General features: G+C 51.1%; 17 protein-coding genes. 13 read left to right on the forward strand and 4 right to left on the reverse strand.

Going from position 1 to position 15,632, the window contains the following annotated elements:
* The first annotated feature begins 168 nt into the window (after positions 1-168).
* A complete protein-coding gene (locus RNAN_RS14085; RefSeq protein WP_008222957.1) occupies positions 169-732 on the forward strand; it encodes a hypothetical protein in 564 nt (187 codons plus the stop codon).
* Between the two features lie 53 nt (positions 733-785).
* A complete protein-coding gene (locus tag RNAN_RS14090; RefSeq protein ID WP_008222961.1) occupies positions 786-1,712 on the forward strand; it encodes a surface lipoprotein assembly modifier in 927 nt (308 codons plus the stop codon).
* Here the strand turns inward: RNAN_RS14090 and RNAN_RS14095 are convergent.
* On the reverse strand, positions 1,695-3,059 hold the full coding sequence (locus RNAN_RS14095) for a S8 family serine peptidase (protein WP_008222963.1): 1,365 nt from the start codon (positions 3,057-3,059) through the stop codon (positions 1,695-1,697). The two genes, RNAN_RS14090 and RNAN_RS14095, sit on opposite strands and share 18 nt — an antisense overlap.
* Positions 3,060-3,185: 126 nt before the next feature.
* Between RNAN_RS14095 and RNAN_RS14100 the strand changes: the two genes are divergently transcribed.
* From RNAN_RS14100 to RNAN_RS14110, 3 genes are read left to right on the forward strand one after another with little or no spacing between them, the layout of a single operon-like run.
* Positions 3,186-3,671, forward strand: coding sequence for an RNA polymerase sigma factor (locus RNAN_RS14100; protein WP_008222964.1), 486 nt, complete (start codon positions 3,186-3,188; stop codon positions 3,669-3,671).
* On the forward strand, positions 3,668-4,381 hold the full coding sequence (locus RNAN_RS14105) for an anti-sigma factor family protein (protein ID WP_008222966.1): 714 nt from the start codon (positions 3,668-3,670) through the stop codon (positions 4,379-4,381). Before RNAN_RS14100 ends, RNAN_RS14105 begins: the two co-directional genes overlap by 4 nt.
* A gap of 20 nt (positions 4,382-4,401) precedes the next feature.
* Complete coding sequence (locus RNAN_RS14110; protein ID WP_008222968.1) at positions 4,402-4,890, forward strand: CC0125/CC1285 family lipoprotein; 489 nt, start codon at positions 4,402-4,404, stop codon at positions 4,888-4,890.
* 85 nt (positions 4,891-4,975) lie between these two features.
* Here the strand turns inward: RNAN_RS14110 and RNAN_RS14115 are convergent, their stop codons facing one another.
* Complete coding sequence (locus tag RNAN_RS14115; RefSeq protein ID WP_008222973.1) at positions 4,976-7,618, reverse strand: TonB-dependent receptor; 2,643 nt, start codon at positions 7,616-7,618, stop codon at positions 4,976-4,978.
* Between the two features lie 314 nt (positions 7,619-7,932).
* Here RNAN_RS14115 and RNAN_RS14120 point away from each other — a divergent pair, with 314 nt between their 5' ends.
* On the forward strand, positions 7,933-8,664 hold the full coding sequence (locus tag RNAN_RS14120) for a LytR/AlgR family response regulator transcription factor (RefSeq protein WP_008222978.1): 732 nt from the start codon (positions 7,933-7,935) through the stop codon (positions 8,662-8,664).
* A gap of 89 nt (positions 8,665-8,753) precedes the next feature.
* Positions 8,754-9,461: a VC0807 family protein gene (locus RNAN_RS14125; RefSeq protein ID WP_008222984.1), complete on the forward strand. Its 708-nt coding sequence runs from the start codon at positions 8,754-8,756 to the stop codon at positions 9,459-9,461.
* Here RNAN_RS14125 and RNAN_RS14130 read toward each other — a convergent pair.
* Positions 9,448-10,284: an ion transporter gene (locus RNAN_RS14130; protein ID WP_008222986.1), complete on the reverse strand. Its 837-nt coding sequence runs from the start codon at positions 10,282-10,284 to the stop codon at positions 9,448-9,450. The genes RNAN_RS14125 and RNAN_RS14130 overlap by 14 nt on opposite strands.
* A 93-nt stretch (positions 10,285-10,377) precedes the next feature.
* On the reverse strand, positions 10,378-11,343 hold the full coding sequence (locus RNAN_RS14135) for an integron integrase (RefSeq protein ID WP_008222988.1): 966 nt from the start codon (positions 11,341-11,343) through the stop codon (positions 10,378-10,380).
* A 625-nt stretch (positions 11,344-11,968) separates the two neighbouring features.
* Here RNAN_RS14135 and RNAN_RS14140 point away from each other — a divergent pair.
* The 6 genes from RNAN_RS14140 (at position 11,969) to RNAN_RS14165 (ending at position 15,526) form a co-directional block, all read left to right on the forward strand.
* Positions 11,969-12,952: a hypothetical protein gene (locus RNAN_RS14140; protein ID WP_008222989.1), complete on the forward strand. Its 984-nt coding sequence runs from the start codon at positions 11,969-11,971 to the stop codon at positions 12,950-12,952.
* Between the two features lie 111 nt (positions 12,953-13,063).
* Positions 13,064-13,501, forward strand: coding sequence for a GNAT family N-acetyltransferase (locus RNAN_RS14145; RefSeq protein WP_008222990.1), 438 nt, complete (start codon positions 13,064-13,066; stop codon positions 13,499-13,501).
* Positions 13,502-13,592: 91 nt separating this feature from the next.
* On the forward strand, positions 13,593-14,030 hold the full coding sequence (locus tag RNAN_RS14150; RefSeq protein ID WP_040552207.1) for a GNAT family N-acetyltransferase: 438 nt from the start codon (positions 13,593-13,595) through the stop codon (positions 14,028-14,030).
* Between the two features lie 93 nt (positions 14,031-14,123).
* Complete coding sequence (locus RNAN_RS14155) at positions 14,124-14,390, forward strand: hypothetical protein (RefSeq protein ID WP_008222992.1); 267 nt, start codon at positions 14,124-14,126, stop codon at positions 14,388-14,390.
* Between the two features lie 98 nt (positions 14,391-14,488).
* Entirely contained in the window at positions 14,489-15,013 is a 525-nt protein-coding gene (locus RNAN_RS14160; RefSeq protein ID WP_040552209.1) for a hypothetical protein, read from the forward strand.
* An 87-nt stretch (positions 15,014-15,100) separates the two neighbouring features.
* A complete protein-coding gene (locus RNAN_RS14165) occupies positions 15,101-15,526 on the forward strand; it encodes a hypothetical protein (protein ID WP_040552210.1) in 426 nt (141 codons plus the stop codon).
* Positions 15,527-15,632 lie beyond the last annotated feature (106 nt).

Genomic DNA, 15,632 nt, shown 5'->3' on the forward strand with positions numbered 1-15,632 from the left:
TTATCACCCTAGCGGTTAATTCATTGGTACTCAACCATGATTGATTACAAAATGGGCAACGAAATTGGTAAGACCAAATAACCATAGATATTTTTCTGCTGAATTGGAATAAGGCAGCTGATCAGTTCGTTATCGCTATGTCAATCACGACATCACGAGGACACTAAGATGAAAACACTACTCACCCCAAGCCTGATTGCCGCTGCCTGTTTTTCAGCATTATCGGTTGCCGCTGACGTATCCTTCACTGCGCAAAGCAGCACCTCAAGCCAGCAGCAAGTTAATCAACACAGCGGTGTTGCTGAGGTAAACAGCGACCAGCACGCCGGTAGTAATGTTAGCGTCAGCGCGCGGCCAGTGTCTGGCGCCGCTGCTGCAGGTAACTCAGACACTCAGGTCGCAGCTGAAAGTACTGCTACCCTGGCCACACCAGAGCAGCCTCAGACAGCTGAGGCAGAGAGCACACTGCTGGCAAACCCGGCCACAGACAGCACTGCGACACTAGCCGGTGCAGCAGAGAGCAGTGCCGTCCTGACACAAAATTTGCTGATGCAAGGTGTACAAAATGGCACGACGTTAACCGACGCAGCTACAGCACAACTTAGCAGCAGCACCAGCCAGTTGGTACAACAAAATGCCAGTGCAGCCGTGGCCCAAAGCGTGAGCCAGGCGGTATCTGCAGAGGTCAACAACACGGTGCGCAACACCCTTAAATTGTCTACCGGTTTGTAACCCCCAGCGCGCCGGTGCAAACCGGCGCATTCCAGAGCAGCAGGAGTTCCCTTATGGCGACTTTCATCCGCATAAAAGCGGCAGCGGCAGCCTTGTGCCTGTGTTTTAGCCTGCCGATGCCAGCAAATGACAATATAAGCTTTAGTGCCAGTGCGCGTGCCGGACTGGAACAACAGTCTAATGTCAATATTAGCGCGCTTGAGCAAGCCAGTGGCCAGGCCGATGTGGCCAGATTATTTGAGGCCGATGCCCGCATACAGTGGCAAAGCACGCCAGCACTGCGTGTTGAAGCCGGCTACAGCCTGCAGGATAAAAACTATCGTCAGGCGGATGACTTTGACAGTCGCCTGCAGCTGGCACATCTGGACGCCAGTTATCAGATTGGCGCTCACAGCCTTGGTAGCAACTTTTACTATGCGAAGGCCGATATCGCTCAGACACCTTTTCTCACGCTTAAGCAAGCTAGTCTGTATAGCATGCATAGCATCGGTGCCAGCAGGTTTATCCGCCCCTCTATTACGCTAAGCGAGAAGATCTTCGACCAGATTAGCCAGCGCAATGCCAGTAACACCAGTGCCAGCATCCAAACGTTTTGGTTTTTTGCACAGGCGCAGCGCTTTGTCACACTGGGCCTGCACTATGAAGATGAAAGCAGCCGCGATAACGCTTTTAGTTATCTGGCGCCCGGACTGAGTGTCCGGTTTTCTGCCCGCTGGTCGCTATGGCAATTTGAGCAGCAAGTGCAGTTTGGCGCCAAATGGTCGCAGCGCCGCTATACCGCGCGCACCGCGACTGACAATAACGCCGATAACAGCCGGCGCCGCGACAACCATAGTCAGTTCGACGCGCACTGGCAGCTTAACCTCAGCAAAAACCTGGCCACATTAATCAAGCTTGAGCACGGTAACTTTAGCTCCACCCTTGCCAGCGCTGATTATCGCGAAACCCGCGGCGCACTGGCATTACAGCTGAGTTTTTAGCGGGGCGGCCAGCAAGCCATAACCAAATTGCGCATCTTTACCCGGCCCGCCTAAATCGCGGGCCTGCTTTATTAGCTGCTGCTTAATATCGGCTAACGTGGCCCCTGGTGTTTGCGCCCGCAAACATGCCACCGCCGCACTCACCACCGGGGCCGCTAGTGAGGTGCCGCTTTGCACCGCCCAATCACCACCGGCCGTCAGGGCCGGCACTTTTACGCCCAGCGCGGCAAAATCGATATAGTCGCCCTGATTGGCCCAGCGATATAAACCCGCCTGGCTATCCACTGCGGTGACAGCCAGCACCTGCGCATAAGCCGCCGGATATAACGCCGGTGCCGCGGGCCCGGCGTTGCCTGCCGCCGCCACCAGAACCACCTGCTGGCGGGCCAGGCCGTCAATAGCAGCGGCCAATACCGGATTAGCCGGGCCGGTCAGACTCATATTAATCACACCTACCCGCTGCGCAGCAAGGTAGTTAAGCGCCTGTATAATATGGGCCAGGGTGGCCGATGGCTGATAGTCATTACTGGCGTAAAACGCACTGGCACTGTACAGCCTGAGTTTAGGCAGCAAAGCGGGTTGCCCGCCATGTCTGGCAGCGAAAACACCCGCAACGGCTGTGCCATGGCCGTAACTTTTGGCAATATCCCCAGCGACAAAGTCTTGTTGGATGATCTGCAAGCCAGTGCCATCCTGCATCAATGCCGGGTGCGATAGCGCAATAGGCGTATCAACCATGCCAACAACCACCGGCCGCTCGCACATGGTGACGTTTTGCGCTGCTGACGGCACAGATGCCGCAGGCGTGCTCTGCGGCTGATACAGATGATTGCGCCCGGCGATAGCGGCTAACTCGGCATTAAATTGCTGTTGGAGCAGCGCTGACGAATCCAGCTGCAAAGGCACTTTAAGGCGAATTAACAGCTGGTTAAGTGCCTCCAGCCGGGTTTGCGACTGCACAAAGCCGCTCAGCTGGGGCCAACGCTGGCGAAGCTGCTGCCACTCAGCGCTGCTGAGCAGCAACAACCACTCCCGTTCTACCGCGCGAAAGCCGTGTTCAACCTCGACCTCACGCCAGGCCAGCTGGCCACTTTGGGTTCGCACATCCAGTTTTAGCGGCAAGTCAGATAAAGGGTCCGGCAAGTTAGCCTTTTGCTGCAAGGTGTCGGCTAACTGCTGTGGCGACAACGCCTGCGGTATTGGCTGCTTAAGGCGCTGTGTCTGCTGCTGGATTTGCCTGGTTAGGTCGGGCACTGCCTGTGGCAGTGGCTCCAGTGGTGCCACCTGACCAGCACAGGAAAAAGCCAGGCCGTATAATGCCAGTGCATAAGCTCGGTGTAACTGCATAGGGTCCCCTGCCATTTCGCTAAATAAATACAACAGTAACGGCTGGCAGAAAAAAAAATTCCGTTTAGGCTGGAATAAGCTTCAGCGCTGAGCCGTTATCAGGGTAAACAGGAGTATAACCTAACCATGAAAACCGAACTTAAGCTTTTACTGCCCGCCCTGCGCCGCTTCGCATATTCGCTGACCGGCAGCATGGCCGACGCCGATGACTTACTGCAGAACACAGTGCTGCGGTTGTTAAACTCACCCCCTGCTGCCGGTGTGCCCTTAGCCCAGTGGGCGTTTAAAATTTGCCGCAACCTGTGGATAGACGACTACCGGGCACAAAAAGTGCGGCACAATGCTACGCTACAGGCTGAATTACAACAGGAAAACTTCAGTGATGGCGAGCTGGACATGCTGAATCAGATCCAACTGGATGAAGTTAACAGCGCAATGAATACCTTGCCAGACGAGCAGCGCGAAGTTTTATCGCTGGTGGCGGTGCAGGGGCTCAGTTATCAGGAAGCCGCCAGCGTGCTGGCGATACCCGCTGGTACTATTATGAGCCGGCTGGCACGGGCGCGCGCAGCCATGGTAACTGCCCTTAAGCTAAACGGAGGTCTGGCATGAAACCTACTGATGAAGCACTGTCGGCGTTTCTGGATGCACAACTAAACCCCGAGCAAATGGACAGCCTGCGCCAGCAACTGGCCGAAGACGAGCAACTGACCGAACGGCTGGCTGATTTAGCCATGGTCGACAGTCTGGTGCAGCAATACTACGCCCAGATTGACCAGCAGCCGATGCCAGCAGCAGTGCTGCAACTGTTGCAAGACGAACAGCCCCCCGTGGCGACGGTAATTGCTTTTCCCTGGTGGCGCCGGGCGCAGCAACAACTGCAACAGCATGCGGCGGCCGTGGCGTGTATCGCGCTAGTCGCCGGTTACGGCGTGTCACAACTGAGCGGGCCAGCCCAACCGGTGCTTGCTGGCGTAAGTACTGACGTTGTTAAGTTACTAAATAGTGCCGCCAGCGGCCACAGCTACCCGCTGGCCGAGCAACAATTAACACCGCGGTTAAGTTTTACCAACCAGCAAGGCAACTTTTGCCGGCAGTATGGTTTGCAGTCAGCCTCTGGTCGCAGTGAGCACATTGCCTGTCGCAGCAACGGAACCTGGCAACAACACGCCAGCCTGAGCCTGCCAGGGGCGGCACATGCGGCAGCGTACCAAACGGCCAGCGGCGGCAGCCTGCTAGACAGTGTACTGGACAGCATGATGGCTGGCCCGCCACTAAATGCAGCAGCCGAACAGGCTTATTTACACGGTAAATCTGACTAACGCACACCGGAGGTACCACTATGCGTATTTTTTCTATTAGCCCTGTGCTGTTGTTCGCAACCATGCTGGTGGCCTGCAGTGGCCAGCCCGATTACCGAGCGGCCAATGGTAACAGTTACGGCTACAGTGAGCAGAAAATCAGTGACACCTATTACCGGGTAACATTCAAAGCCCGCGGTGGTGACAGCGACCAGGCCAGAGCCTACGCGCTGCGCCGGGCGGCGGAGATCACCGATGCTCAGGGCTATGATTGGTTTGTTGTGGTGGACAAAGAAACGCTGATTGCACGCCAGCAAGACGACCGCAGCCATCTTGGCGCCGGCTATCAGCAAACCACGGTGCAGGACTGCTCACTGTTAACCTGCCGCAGCCAAACCCTAACCAGACCACAGTATAACGTTGGTATTCACGGAGGCGGCCGCGAGCACGTAGAAGCCGTACTGGAGATCCGTTTAGGTAAAGGTGTTATGCCGGACAGCGCTAACGTTTACCCCGTTAACAGCCAGTGACAACAAAAAACCGGCGGCCCGGGGAGGAACTGCCGGTTTGCTAAAGCTGTACTACTACAGCAGGCTGCAGTAGGAGCTGTCTGGCTTAGAACTTTTGTTCGATACGCAGGAACACCGTGCGGCCCAATACGTCGTACAAGCCGGTGTACACATCACGGTAGCCGACAAAGCCGTCGTACCAGGTCGGCGACTTTTTATCAAAGGCGTTGTTCAGGCCCAGTGTGATACTGCCGTTATAGTCGTGGCTATAAGACAGCTGCACGTTGTGCTTCACATAGCCTGGAATATCGGCCAGGTAGTTGGTACCCCAAACGTCATTGCCCGACGCCTGATCGCCAATGTAGTAAGTAGTCCAGGCTGCGCCCCATTTATTTTGCGACCAGCTTACGCCTAAATTACCGCGTAAGTCCGGGTAATCCTGCAGACCAGCGTAATCGATGGCTTCTGCATCCGGCGCCGACTGTGACACATAGTCTTTCACGTAGGTCAGTTCACCTTTAAAAGTGAAATCACCGTAGTTGGTCGCCAGCTTATAAGCCGTTTTGAAGTCATAACCTGAGGTCGTCAGGCCGGCGATGTTTTGATCAAAACTGTAGATGGTTTCAATTTTGCCACTGTCATCGCGGATAATGGCCGGGTGATTGCCAGCGCCTAAATCCTGTTCTTCGCTTAACAGACGCGCCACGCTGATAGAGCCGATTTTGTTATCCAGCTTCACTTTGTAGTACGACACTTCGGCAGACCAGTCGTCGGTGATGTTCCATACCGCGCCCAGCGTTAGCGATTCGCCATCTTCCGGCTTAAGATCCGGGTTACCACCAAACCAGGTGCGGTGCTGCTGCGAGCCGTTCGGGTTACAGTACACTGCATCGGCACCGGCATTACCCTGGGTGTCACACCACAGCGTATCATAGGCTTTTTCAAAGCTCAGCGCCTGAGTAGAGAACATTTCGCCCATGTTGGGTGCGCGGAACGACTCACCCCAGCTGGCACGCACTAACAGGCTGTCCAGCGGACGCCAGGCCACGCCTACCTGAGGTGCGACGTTGTCAAACTTACCGCTGACAAAGTTAGCACCAACATCACCTGATTGATCATATTCGTCATAACGCAGTGCAGTGTTAATATCGATATTGCCCGGCAGCGCAAATTGTAACTCGGCGTACATCGAAGTACGGTCACGGGTGGCAAAGACGTCGTCACCGCCTGAGCCGCCGGAAACACGGCCAGAAGCCGATTGCGGATCGCTTTGCTGGGTAAAGTCGACCGTTTCAAACTCGGCACCGACCACACCGGCAATAGTGACCAGCTGGTTCTCAAACAGCAGGGTGGACACTACTGCATCAATCTGCTCGCTCTCATACTCGGCGCTGTATAAACCAGTGTGCGCGGCTTTGCCGTAGAAGCCTGCCATCATCGCATCCCAGTCGCTGATGCTCATGCCACTGGTGTTGAAAATATCGTACTCGCCGCTGTCGATCAGCGTTTGTACGATGTCATCATTCACCAGGTTAAAGTTAAACGAGTTGGTTTTTGACCGGCTCAGCTGGGCGTTCACTTCCCAGTCGATACCGTTCGCCACGTCTACAAAGCCCACCAGACCGCCGAAGAAGTCGATATTGCTAATCTCAGTGCGGGTATCACGGGCGCCAATTTGCGCTGAACGCATACGCAGGCTCAACGCTTCGCCCACCGGGTTAAACGGGTTGTCAGCCGCCATTACCGGGTAGTTGGTCGATACCGGAGTGCCGGCATAACGGCTGTCGGTTTTGGCAAAAGAGGCGCTGGCGCGGCCACGGAACTGAATATCGTCGGTCAACGCGTAGTTAAAGTTACTTAGCAGTGAGTTTTGCTCTACGTCACCAAACAGTTTAGTCACCATGCCGTGGTTATAACCACACTGGGCACCGTCGCCCAGCACCACAGTGTTTTCTACCGTGCCGCACATCTCATCGTTAAAGTACCAGCTGCCATTTGGCCGCACACCGTTAGGCACTGAGCTAAAGCCCGAGTAATCACCATAAGTGGCATCGTCCATCGCCCAGATATCACGGTCCATTACCGCGTCAGTTTTGTAGTGCTCAAACGTCAGCATCAGGTTGCCTTTGTTTGAGGTAAAGCCGCTGGTGACCGAGAAGCGGTTGCTGTCACCACCTTCTTCACTTGGCCGCTCGGTGTCGTAGCTTAGCGCCACGCCGTCAAAATCTTTTTTGGTGATAATGTTAATAACACCGGCTACTGCGTCAGAGCCGTATACGGCTGAGGCGCCTTCGCGCAGAATTTCAATGCGCTCGACAATGGCCATTGGAATACGTGAGGTATCGGCAGAGGCGCCGGCGCTGGAGCTGGTGCCCGGCATACGGCGACCATCTAACAATACCAGCGTGTAGTAAGACTCCAGGCCGCGCATCTGTACGCTGCTGGTAGCGCTGGCGCCAGAGCCGTAGCCCGACATACCACGCCATGAGCCAAAGCTGTTGACTGAAGTGTTGTTCAGTACATCGGCCACGGTGGCCTCACCGGATAACTGAATATCGGCGGCGGTAATTACCGTTACCGGGGATGAGGTTTCCATATCAATTTGCTTGATACGAGACCCTGTTACTTCAATGCGCTCTACTTTAGCTTCTTCGGTTTCTGCGGCGTGCGCCGCTGATAAACCGGTAAGTGCCAGTGGTGTGGCCAACAAAGCGCTGCGCACTGCGTTATATAAAGATGTGGTTTTCATGTTACTCCCTCTGGTGGCAGGTTAACCTGCGCGGTTTTCGTTCTAATGGTTTTTCGCCAGCCGAAACTAATGGCGTTACCAGAGCGATACCAGCACTAAGCCACTAAAGCGGGGCACGGTGTGACTAACGGAGGGATTAGCGCCACGGCAGTAAAAATGCGGGTTTTACCCATTCTGCCAACGGCCGGAAATACGGGTTTAACGCTATACATCCATGGCTGTATTTTTATTACACTGCGGCTATCAGTAGTAACAAGCGCGCAATTCTTTCCCGGCCTAACCGGCAAATAGCCGCTGTTTAAAGTAGAAGCACCATGAAATTACGTTGTTTAATTGCCGACGATGAACCGCTGGCCCGCGCCGGCATCAAGCATTTGTTAAGCAGCCAGCCCCAATTTGAGGTGATTGCCGACACCGGCAACGGCCAGGACGCGCTACGTTTGGCCAGGCTGCATCAGCCGGATATTATCTTTCTGGATATTCAAATGCCGGGGCTGGACGGCCTCAGTGTGCTTAAACAGCTGGCCAGCAAGCCGGCAGTGATTTTTTGCAGTGCCTATGCCGAGCATGCCGTCACCGCCTTTGAGTTAAGCGCGGCGGATTACCTGCTAAAACCTTACAGCGCCGAGCGCTTTCAGCAGGCACTGTTTAAAGCCTGTGGCAAAATTATTAACCACTTAAGCGCGCCGGTAAGCAGCACAGCTTATGCCGACCGGCTTACCATTCGCGATCCGGGCCGGTTACGCATAGTGGATGTCAGTGACATTAGCTGGATCGGCAGCGCCGGTAACTATGTTGATATTCACCTGTATTCGCAAAGCAAAAGCCTGCTGCTGCGCGATACCATGACAGCGATCGAGAAAAAGCTCGACCCGGCGCAGTTTGCCCGCATTCACCGCTCGGCCATAGTGCGCAAAAGCGATATTGTCGAGCTGCGCCCCGGCGATAAGGGCGATGCCGAAGTGATCTTAAAAAATGGCGCCAGCCTGACCCTGTCGCGCCGCCACCGCGCCGCCCTGGCCGAGCTGTTTGGCCAGTTAAACTAAACAAGCACCGAAGCCGTTACTTTGCATGGCAACAAAGCTTGCTATACTGGCGCCTTGTTTGGTCACCATACTGGTTTGGAAACACACGCATGACAACACCGCAGCAAAGCGCACCGGCGAAGAAAAAGTCTGGCCTTTTACCTAATCTGATCATTAACGTGGTAATACCGGCGCTTATTCTAAGTAAGTTAAGCGGCGAAGACGCATTAGGCCCGGTGTGGGTCGTGGTGGTGGCGCTGGCGTTTCCGCTGCTGTTTGGCATTTGGGAGCTAAAACAGCACGGCAAGGTAAACTTTTTCTCGGTACTGGGCATTATCAGCGTGCTGCTAACCGGCGGCATTAGCCTGCTGCAACTGCCGCCGTCGTACATAGCCATTAAAGAAGCGTTGGTGCCGGCACTGATTGGCATTGTCGTGCTGGTTAGCCAATACACACCCTACCCGCTGGTAAAAAAACTGCTGATTAACCCCGAGCTGCTGGATATGCCCAAATTAGAGCTGGCACTAAGCGCAAAACACAACCTGGCCGAATTTGACCGCCGTATGGGCAAGGCCGGCTATGTGGTAGCGGCATCGTTTTTCTTATCGTCGCTGCTTAACTATATTCTGGCCAAGGCCATCGTCGTCAGCCCGCCCGGCACCACTGCCTACGCCGAAGAGCTCGGCCGCATGACCTGGCTTAGCTACCCGGTAATAGTGGTGCCCACCATGATCATGCTGATGGGCGCCATTATTTATATGTTTAAGCAAATTGGCCGGCTTACCGGCCAACCGCTGGAAGATTTTATTCTGCAGTAGGTTTGTTAAGCATGGCACGCAGCTGCACCAGCTCTTGCTGCAGCTGCTGCATCTGGCTTAGCAGTTGCTGCTGGGTTGCAACGTCGGCCGCATGCTCGGCTTTATGCTCTTCATCGTGCATGCTTTGCACTGCATTCACAATAACGGCAATAAATAAATTCAGCATGGTAAAGGTGGCAATAAGAATAAAGGGCACAAAAAACGCCCAGGCGTAAGGGAATTGCTCCATCACCGGCCGCGCTATACCCATAGACCAGCTTTCCAGCGTCATCACCTGAAACAGCGTATACAGCGATGCGCCTAAACTGCCAAACCAGTCTGGAAACGCCTGCCCAAACAGCTTGGTTACCATCACCGCCGCCACGTAATAAATAAGCGCCAGCACCATGGCAATAGACAACATGCCGTTAAGCGACTGAATAAGGGCGCCGACAATTTTGCGCATTGACGGCACAAAAGTAAGCACCCTAAGTACGCGCAGCACCCGAAGGGCCCGCAGCACCGCAAAAGGCCCGCTGGCCGGCACCAGCGCTATGCCCACTACGATAAAGTCGAACACACTCCAGCCGTCTTTAAAAAACGCCAGCCGGTGCACAAACAACCGAATAGCAATTTCCAGCACAAACACCGCCAGTATGGCTTTATCCAGCGTGAGCAAATAGCCGCCTATGGCAGCCATTACACCGGGCATAGTTTCCATGCCCAAAATCACCGCGTTAATTAAAATCAGCGCCAGCAACACACGCTGCACGGTGTTGTGCTCAATAAACTGCTTTAACCGCGCCCGCAAGGTTGGTGCGCTGACCAGGGCATTACTACTCATAAAACGACCTTAAGCAAAGTGGCTGAAATTGGCGCTATTGTATGCTAGCGGCACAAGCCGTCAATGGCTTTGCTGTGGCGATAGGCAAAGGCGTTACAGCAGCTGCGACAACGGGCTTTTTACCCCGGCAGCACCACGGTTTAATACGTGGGTATAAATTTGCGTGGTACGCACATCGGTATGGCCCAGCTGCTCCTGCACCGTGCGGATATCGGCACCGGATTCCAGTAAATGCGTGGCGAAACTGTGGCGCAGCGTGTGGCAGGTAACATTTTTGCTGATACCGGCCTTTTTTGCGGCAATTTTTATTTCGCGCCTAACGCAACTTTCGTCCAGGTGGTGGCGGCGCAATAGCTTAGAATCCGGATCGACACTTAACTGCATTGACGGAAACAAATAATGCCAGCCCAGCTCTTTGGGTGCATTGGGGTACTTACGTGCCAACGCATAAGGCAACCAGACCCCGCCATAATCAGGGTTTGCCAAATCGGCCTGAAAATATTGCAACACAAACTGCGTTTGCTGTTTAAGTGAGGTCACTAATTCTGCGGCCAAAGTCGTGCGGCGGTTTTTATTGCCCTTACCCTGCCACACCATGACCGACAGGTAGTCGTAGTCAATATCATGCACACGCAACCTAACCGCCTCCATCAGCCGCAACCCACTACCGTACATTAGCTGCGCCAGCAGCTTATAGCGCGGTTCAATAACCCTTAGCAGGGCAAAAACTTCGCTGCGGGTGAGCACTACCGGTAACTTAGGCGAAAGCTGCGAGCGATTAAAGTTTAGGTTTAAAGACAACGGCTTTTGCAGAACGGCTTTATACAAAAAGCTCAGCGCATTAAGCGCCGACGCCTGGGTGCGTGGTGCAACATTACGCTGGTTGGTTAAATACGATAAAAAGCGCTCGACATCCTGCTCGGTTAACTGTGCCGGATGCTGTTTTTTGTTAAACAGGATATACATCTTTATCCAGTACACATAACCATCCACCGTTCGCTTGGCATAACGGCGGGCATACATAAACTCAGCGATATACTGCAAAAACGGCGACGCCATAACACTCCCCTTAAAACAAATTTACGTGTACATATATACAGTAGTTGGTAAATTTATTGTAAGCAAATTAATCGCGAGGTCTAAACCCGCTTTCTACACACACCGACAGGCAAACCGTTAAAATTCTGTTGATTTGGGTAGGGTTATTGGATAGTTTGTTGCCAATTATTAAAGATAGAAGGGAGCAAGCACTGCGTGAAAGCGTGCTTGCTCCAATTTATTAAGCTGTTATATGCTAATGGTGATGCATGAAGCGTAGATGTCCCAAATGCAAACAAGCAACGGTAAGCGTGTGGGGGCTAATGGGATTCGTTGGTTCCAAATGCAACTCGTGCAATATCAAAGTCAAAGCACATTGGCTGCTTGCTACTTTGTTATTCATGGTTGGATTTTTTTTATTATTGCTTCTAACAATTTGGTCCACTAGTGAATATGGCGCAATTGGCTTATTTGTTAGCTTGTGTATCTGGTTTTGTTTTGACTTAACTTATGCGGTCATTGTGCCTTTAGAGCAAGTTTAATGTCGCATATAACAAGGCGCATCACTCGCGCCCTTCGGTCGCTGGGATGCCTACCGCTGCGCGGTCGTCACCCGTGTGCTTTGCGTTAGGCAACCAAGGGAAATATGAAACCTATCGAGAAAGCAAAAGCTCAAAAGCTGGTGTTGAGGCTACAATCTGGCGACTTTGACGAAAATGACGTCGATAATATCTTCATGCGTCTGAGGGCATACTCGCATGGGAATCGGATATTTCGTGAAGTGGCTGATTTTGTTGCTCGCAATGATGAGAGAAATCAGGGCGTCGCCGCTGAATCGCTAGAGGCTTTTTACTTGAGCTTTAGGTATTTTCTAGAATATGTCTCGCCAAAGATATCGCTCGATATAGGAAAGCCTTTTCCACTTTACGTGAAAAAGCTGATGAAGTATCAAATTGACAAGTGCAAAGAGTCTGACCTTAAAGAAAAGTTCAACGTTACTAAGCAGCGCTTGAAATCAAGAATTGATACTATTTTTTCCGAGGACAAGAAAAATAATAAAGCTTTTATGAAGAAGCCGAAAATATCGGAAGATACACTTAATGCACTTCAACACATATTAAGCTTTATAGGGAGCCATCCTGCTTTCGACCAAGATCAAGTGATTTCAGCGCTTTTGGCAGTAATAAGGGCTAATAAACTGGATGTAAATGATGATGAGCTACTAAAATATTCCGACAGAATAGCAGCGTGTGTAGTGTTGCTTTTGCATGAGGCTACATTTGAATATGGGGCTCACAAACAAGGCTACTGTAAAGTTTCATGCGAAAATACATCAATATCTTACAATCAAAAATTTGTAGATCAAGACGGGAATCCTGTAGAACATAAAGAATCATTTGGTAATCTTCAGGTTTTAGGTCACGTAGTATTAGAGAAAGATGGAAAAGATTTGACCGTTTGTTATCCGTTAATGACAACAAATCTATCAACTGAGGATTGGTGTGATGAAGGAATGTTTGTCATCAAACCAATAACAGAAGATCACCCAAACTACTTGCATAGAAAAATAGTGTTTGATCAGCAACTTTGTTTTACTGAAGGTGGCAAGATTGGGGGTTACCATGCCTAACAAACGGCTGCACCGGACAAATTTCCGCTGTCACCTTTTTTGCAAAAACACGCAAAAAAGCCGCCATCAAAAATTTGCTCGGTGAGCCGGGCGTTAGAGCTAAGGAAAGTCATGAGTATCACACTGGAAGAAGTTACTAGTTCAAATTATGAAGCGGTTTGCGACTTGGATGTCACAGATGAGCAGCAGGAGTATGTTGCCAGCAATATGTGGTCGCTAGTTGAAGCACATTATTGCCAAGGCCATACCTGCAGAGCAATATACCAGAACGACATCCCTGTAGGTTTTTTTATGTGGGTATCTGAAACGCCTGAGAAAGTATCTATCTGGCGTTTTATGGTTGATCAGCGCTATCAAAAAGCAGGGATTGGTAGAGCGGCTTTAAATTTGGCTTTAAATGAAATCAAAGCTTGCGACAAAGTAAAAGAAATAGAAATTTGCTATGACCCTGAAAACCCAGTGGCCAAAGATTTTTACTCAAGTTTTGGCTTTCAGGAAGTGGGTTTGGATGAAGATGGTGAAGATATGTTGGCAATAATCAAGCTGTGAGCTCTAACAATCGCCAGCACAACGCGCCTGCGGCGCTCGACTCGCAACAAGTTGCTCGCGTATGTGGCGGGCGTTAGAGCTAAGGAAAGTCATGAGTATCACACTGGAAGACGTTACAAGTTCAAATTATGAAGCCGTATGTGACTTAGATGTCACGGATGAGCAGCAGGAGTATGTTGCGAGCAATATGTGGTCTTTGGTTGAGTCACATTACTGCCAAGGGCATACATGCAGAGCGATCTATCAGAACGAGAAACCGGTCGGTTTTTTCATGTGGGTATCTGAAACGCCTGAAAAAGTGTCTATCTGGCGTTTTATGGTGGATCAACGTTACCAAAAAATGGGTATTGGTAGAGCTGCTCTAAATTTGGCGCTCAATGAAATCAAAGCCAGTGACAAAGTAAAAGAAATAGAAATTTGCTATGACCCTGAAAACCCAGTGGCCAAAGATTTTTACTCTAGCTTTGGCTTTCAGGAAATGGGTTTGGATCAAGATGGTGAAGATATGTTGGCAGTCATCAAGCTGTGAGCTCTAACAATCGCCAGCACAACGCGCCTTTGGCGCTCGACTCGCAACAAGTTGCTCGCGTGTGTGGCGGGCGTTAGCACGTAAGGAAAATGCATGAACACATTTAAATACAAGCCTTATTACAAGTATGACGGCCCAACGCCCTCAAACCCTTTGCGTGAAGAACTATCTCCAGAAGAATCAGAAGAGCGCGTAAGGTGTTTTTTTGAAGATATTGTTCATTACTTTGAAGAGAATATCTCTATCAATAAAGAGGGCGACATCGTTTCGATTTCTGGCGATATTGCACAATCAGATTGTGATGAATTAGTGAAAAAATGTTTAAACAGCCTAGATCTGTTTGCGCATAAAGTACCATGATGTGTGCTAACAAGGCCCAGCAATACGCAGCCTTTGGCTGCCGGACTCGCTACGCTCGCCGTTGTGGGCGGCGTTATGCATAAGTGGAGCTTCTGCGCATGTATCTGAAAGTTAAGGGCAAGTACGCAGACCATGAACTTCAACTTCTGTCAGAGCTCTTAAATATTCTTGACGGTAAGGTGGTTGAGGTTAGCAGCTTGATTACTAAATCACTTGACCCTGAATCAGACGGACTGACTGACCGAGGAGAGTATTTCATAGGTGTAGGATTCTCCGTTATACAACAATATTTGACTGATACACTCACTTTGACTGGGGTAAGCAAGCGATCTGCTTTCGATATTGGTCCTCGTTATTCAGAAGATTTTACCTTTGTTGCTGTAGTTAATGCAGCCGCAAACTGGTGGAAACACTCCGCTGAGTGGGTGGGGCAGGAAGCAACGAATGGGCTGGCATTACAGACACAGCATATTGTGGCCGAGACTGCTGAATCTCTGGATTACCCACTCAGCAATCTCCTTGCCAAGCTGCTGGGCACAAATGAAATTACGCTCAGCGCATTGCTTCCAAATTTGGTTCTATGGAGGTCAGCAGTGGATACTGAGAGGCGTAAAAATGCATAACAATTCGCAGCAGTTCGCGGCCTGTGGCCGCCGGACGCTCGTAAACTCGCGCCGCTGTGCCGGGCGTTAGGGCTCATGGAGTAGCCGATGCATAAATTTTTTGCCTTGATATTATTATTCGTTACAAATGAAGCTATCGCATGCAGTTGTAAAAAAGCTGAGCCTTCCGAGTATTTTGCTCAAGCTGCCAACATAAATTATGGTCGGGTTGTTGGTTTAGAGATACTTATTGATGATAGCGGTAGTGAGTTCCAAAAAGTATTTATGGCTAATCCAGAAACATTAAAAGGAGAAAATACGTCAGTAGTCTTCTCTCGATTAGATGATGGATCATGCAGAGGCAATAGCTACATGCTTGGTTATCATTATGTGATATTCACCACCGAAGATAATTGGACAACTGGTGTATGTGGTGGGACAGAAGTTATATTGCCACAAATGAGTTTTTCCCAAGATTATTTAAATAAATTACGTGAAATCAGCCCTAACAAGGCAATAAAGCCGGATTCGTAACAGTTTGCTCGGTTCCGCTTCGCTTCACACTTTAGCAAACTGTCACTCACCGCTTATTGCGGCGTTAGCTTTCGCCGGAGTCCAAACGTGGTTTCCAAAGAAGAAA

Source organism: Rheinheimera nanhaiensis E407-8, from assembly GCF_000296695.1.
Taxonomy (GTDB): Bacteria; Pseudomonadota; Gammaproteobacteria; order Enterobacterales; family Alteromonadaceae; genus Alishewanella; species Alishewanella nanhaiensis.

Excerpts from the sequence above, each read along its gene's own strand:
- RNAN_RS14165 (WP_040552210.1), top strand. The coding sequence starts at position 15,101 with ATGCATAAATTTTTTGCCTTGATATTATTATTCGTTACAAATGAAGCT.
- RNAN_RS14140 (WP_008222989.1), top strand. The coding sequence starts at position 11,969 with ATGAAACCTATCGAGAAAGCAAAAGCTCAAAAGCTGGTGTTGAGGCTA.
- RNAN_RS14115 (WP_008222973.1), bottom strand. The coding sequence starts at position 7,618 with ATGAAAACCACATCTTTATATAACGCAGTGCGCAGCGCTTTGTTGGCC.
- RNAN_RS14135 (WP_008222988.1), bottom strand. The coding sequence starts at position 11,343 with ATGGCGTCGCCGTTTTTGCAGTATATCGCTGAGTTTATGTATGCCCGC.
- RNAN_RS14105 (WP_008222966.1), top strand. The coding sequence starts at position 3,668 with ATGAAACCTACTGATGAAGCACTGTCGGCGTTTCTGGATGCACAACTA.
- RNAN_RS14145 (WP_008222990.1), top strand. The coding sequence starts at position 13,064 with ATGAGTATCACACTGGAAGAAGTTACTAGTTCAAATTATGAAGCGGTT.
- RNAN_RS14160 (WP_040552209.1), top strand. The coding sequence starts at position 14,489 with ATGTATCTGAAAGTTAAGGGCAAGTACGCAGACCATGAACTTCAACTT.
- RNAN_RS14120 (WP_008222978.1), top strand. The coding sequence starts at position 7,933 with ATGAAATTACGTTGTTTAATTGCCGACGATGAACCGCTGGCCCGCGCC.
- RNAN_RS14090 (WP_008222961.1), top strand. The coding sequence starts at position 786 with ATGGCGACTTTCATCCGCATAAAAGCGGCAGCGGCAGCCTTGTGCCTG.
- RNAN_RS14125 (WP_008222984.1), top strand. The coding sequence starts at position 8,754 with ATGACAACACCGCAGCAAAGCGCACCGGCGAAGAAAAAGTCTGGCCTT.
- RNAN_RS14095 (WP_008222963.1), bottom strand. The coding sequence starts at position 3,059 with ATGCAGTTACACCGAGCTTATGCACTGGCATTATACGGCCTGGCTTTT.
- RNAN_RS14155 (WP_008222992.1), top strand. The coding sequence starts at position 14,124 with ATGAACACATTTAAATACAAGCCTTATTACAAGTATGACGGCCCAACG.
- RNAN_RS14110 (WP_008222968.1), top strand. The coding sequence starts at position 4,402 with ATGCGTATTTTTTCTATTAGCCCTGTGCTGTTGTTCGCAACCATGCTG.
- RNAN_RS14150 (WP_040552207.1), top strand. The coding sequence starts at position 13,593 with ATGAGTATCACACTGGAAGACGTTACAAGTTCAAATTATGAAGCCGTA.
- RNAN_RS14130 (WP_008222986.1), bottom strand. The coding sequence starts at position 10,284 with ATGAGTAGTAATGCCCTGGTCAGCGCACCAACCTTGCGGGCGCGGTTA.
- RNAN_RS14085 (WP_008222957.1), top strand. The coding sequence starts at position 169 with ATGAAAACACTACTCACCCCAAGCCTGATTGCCGCTGCCTGTTTTTCA.
- RNAN_RS14100 (WP_008222964.1), top strand. The coding sequence starts at position 3,186 with ATGAAAACCGAACTTAAGCTTTTACTGCCCGCCCTGCGCCGCTTCGCA.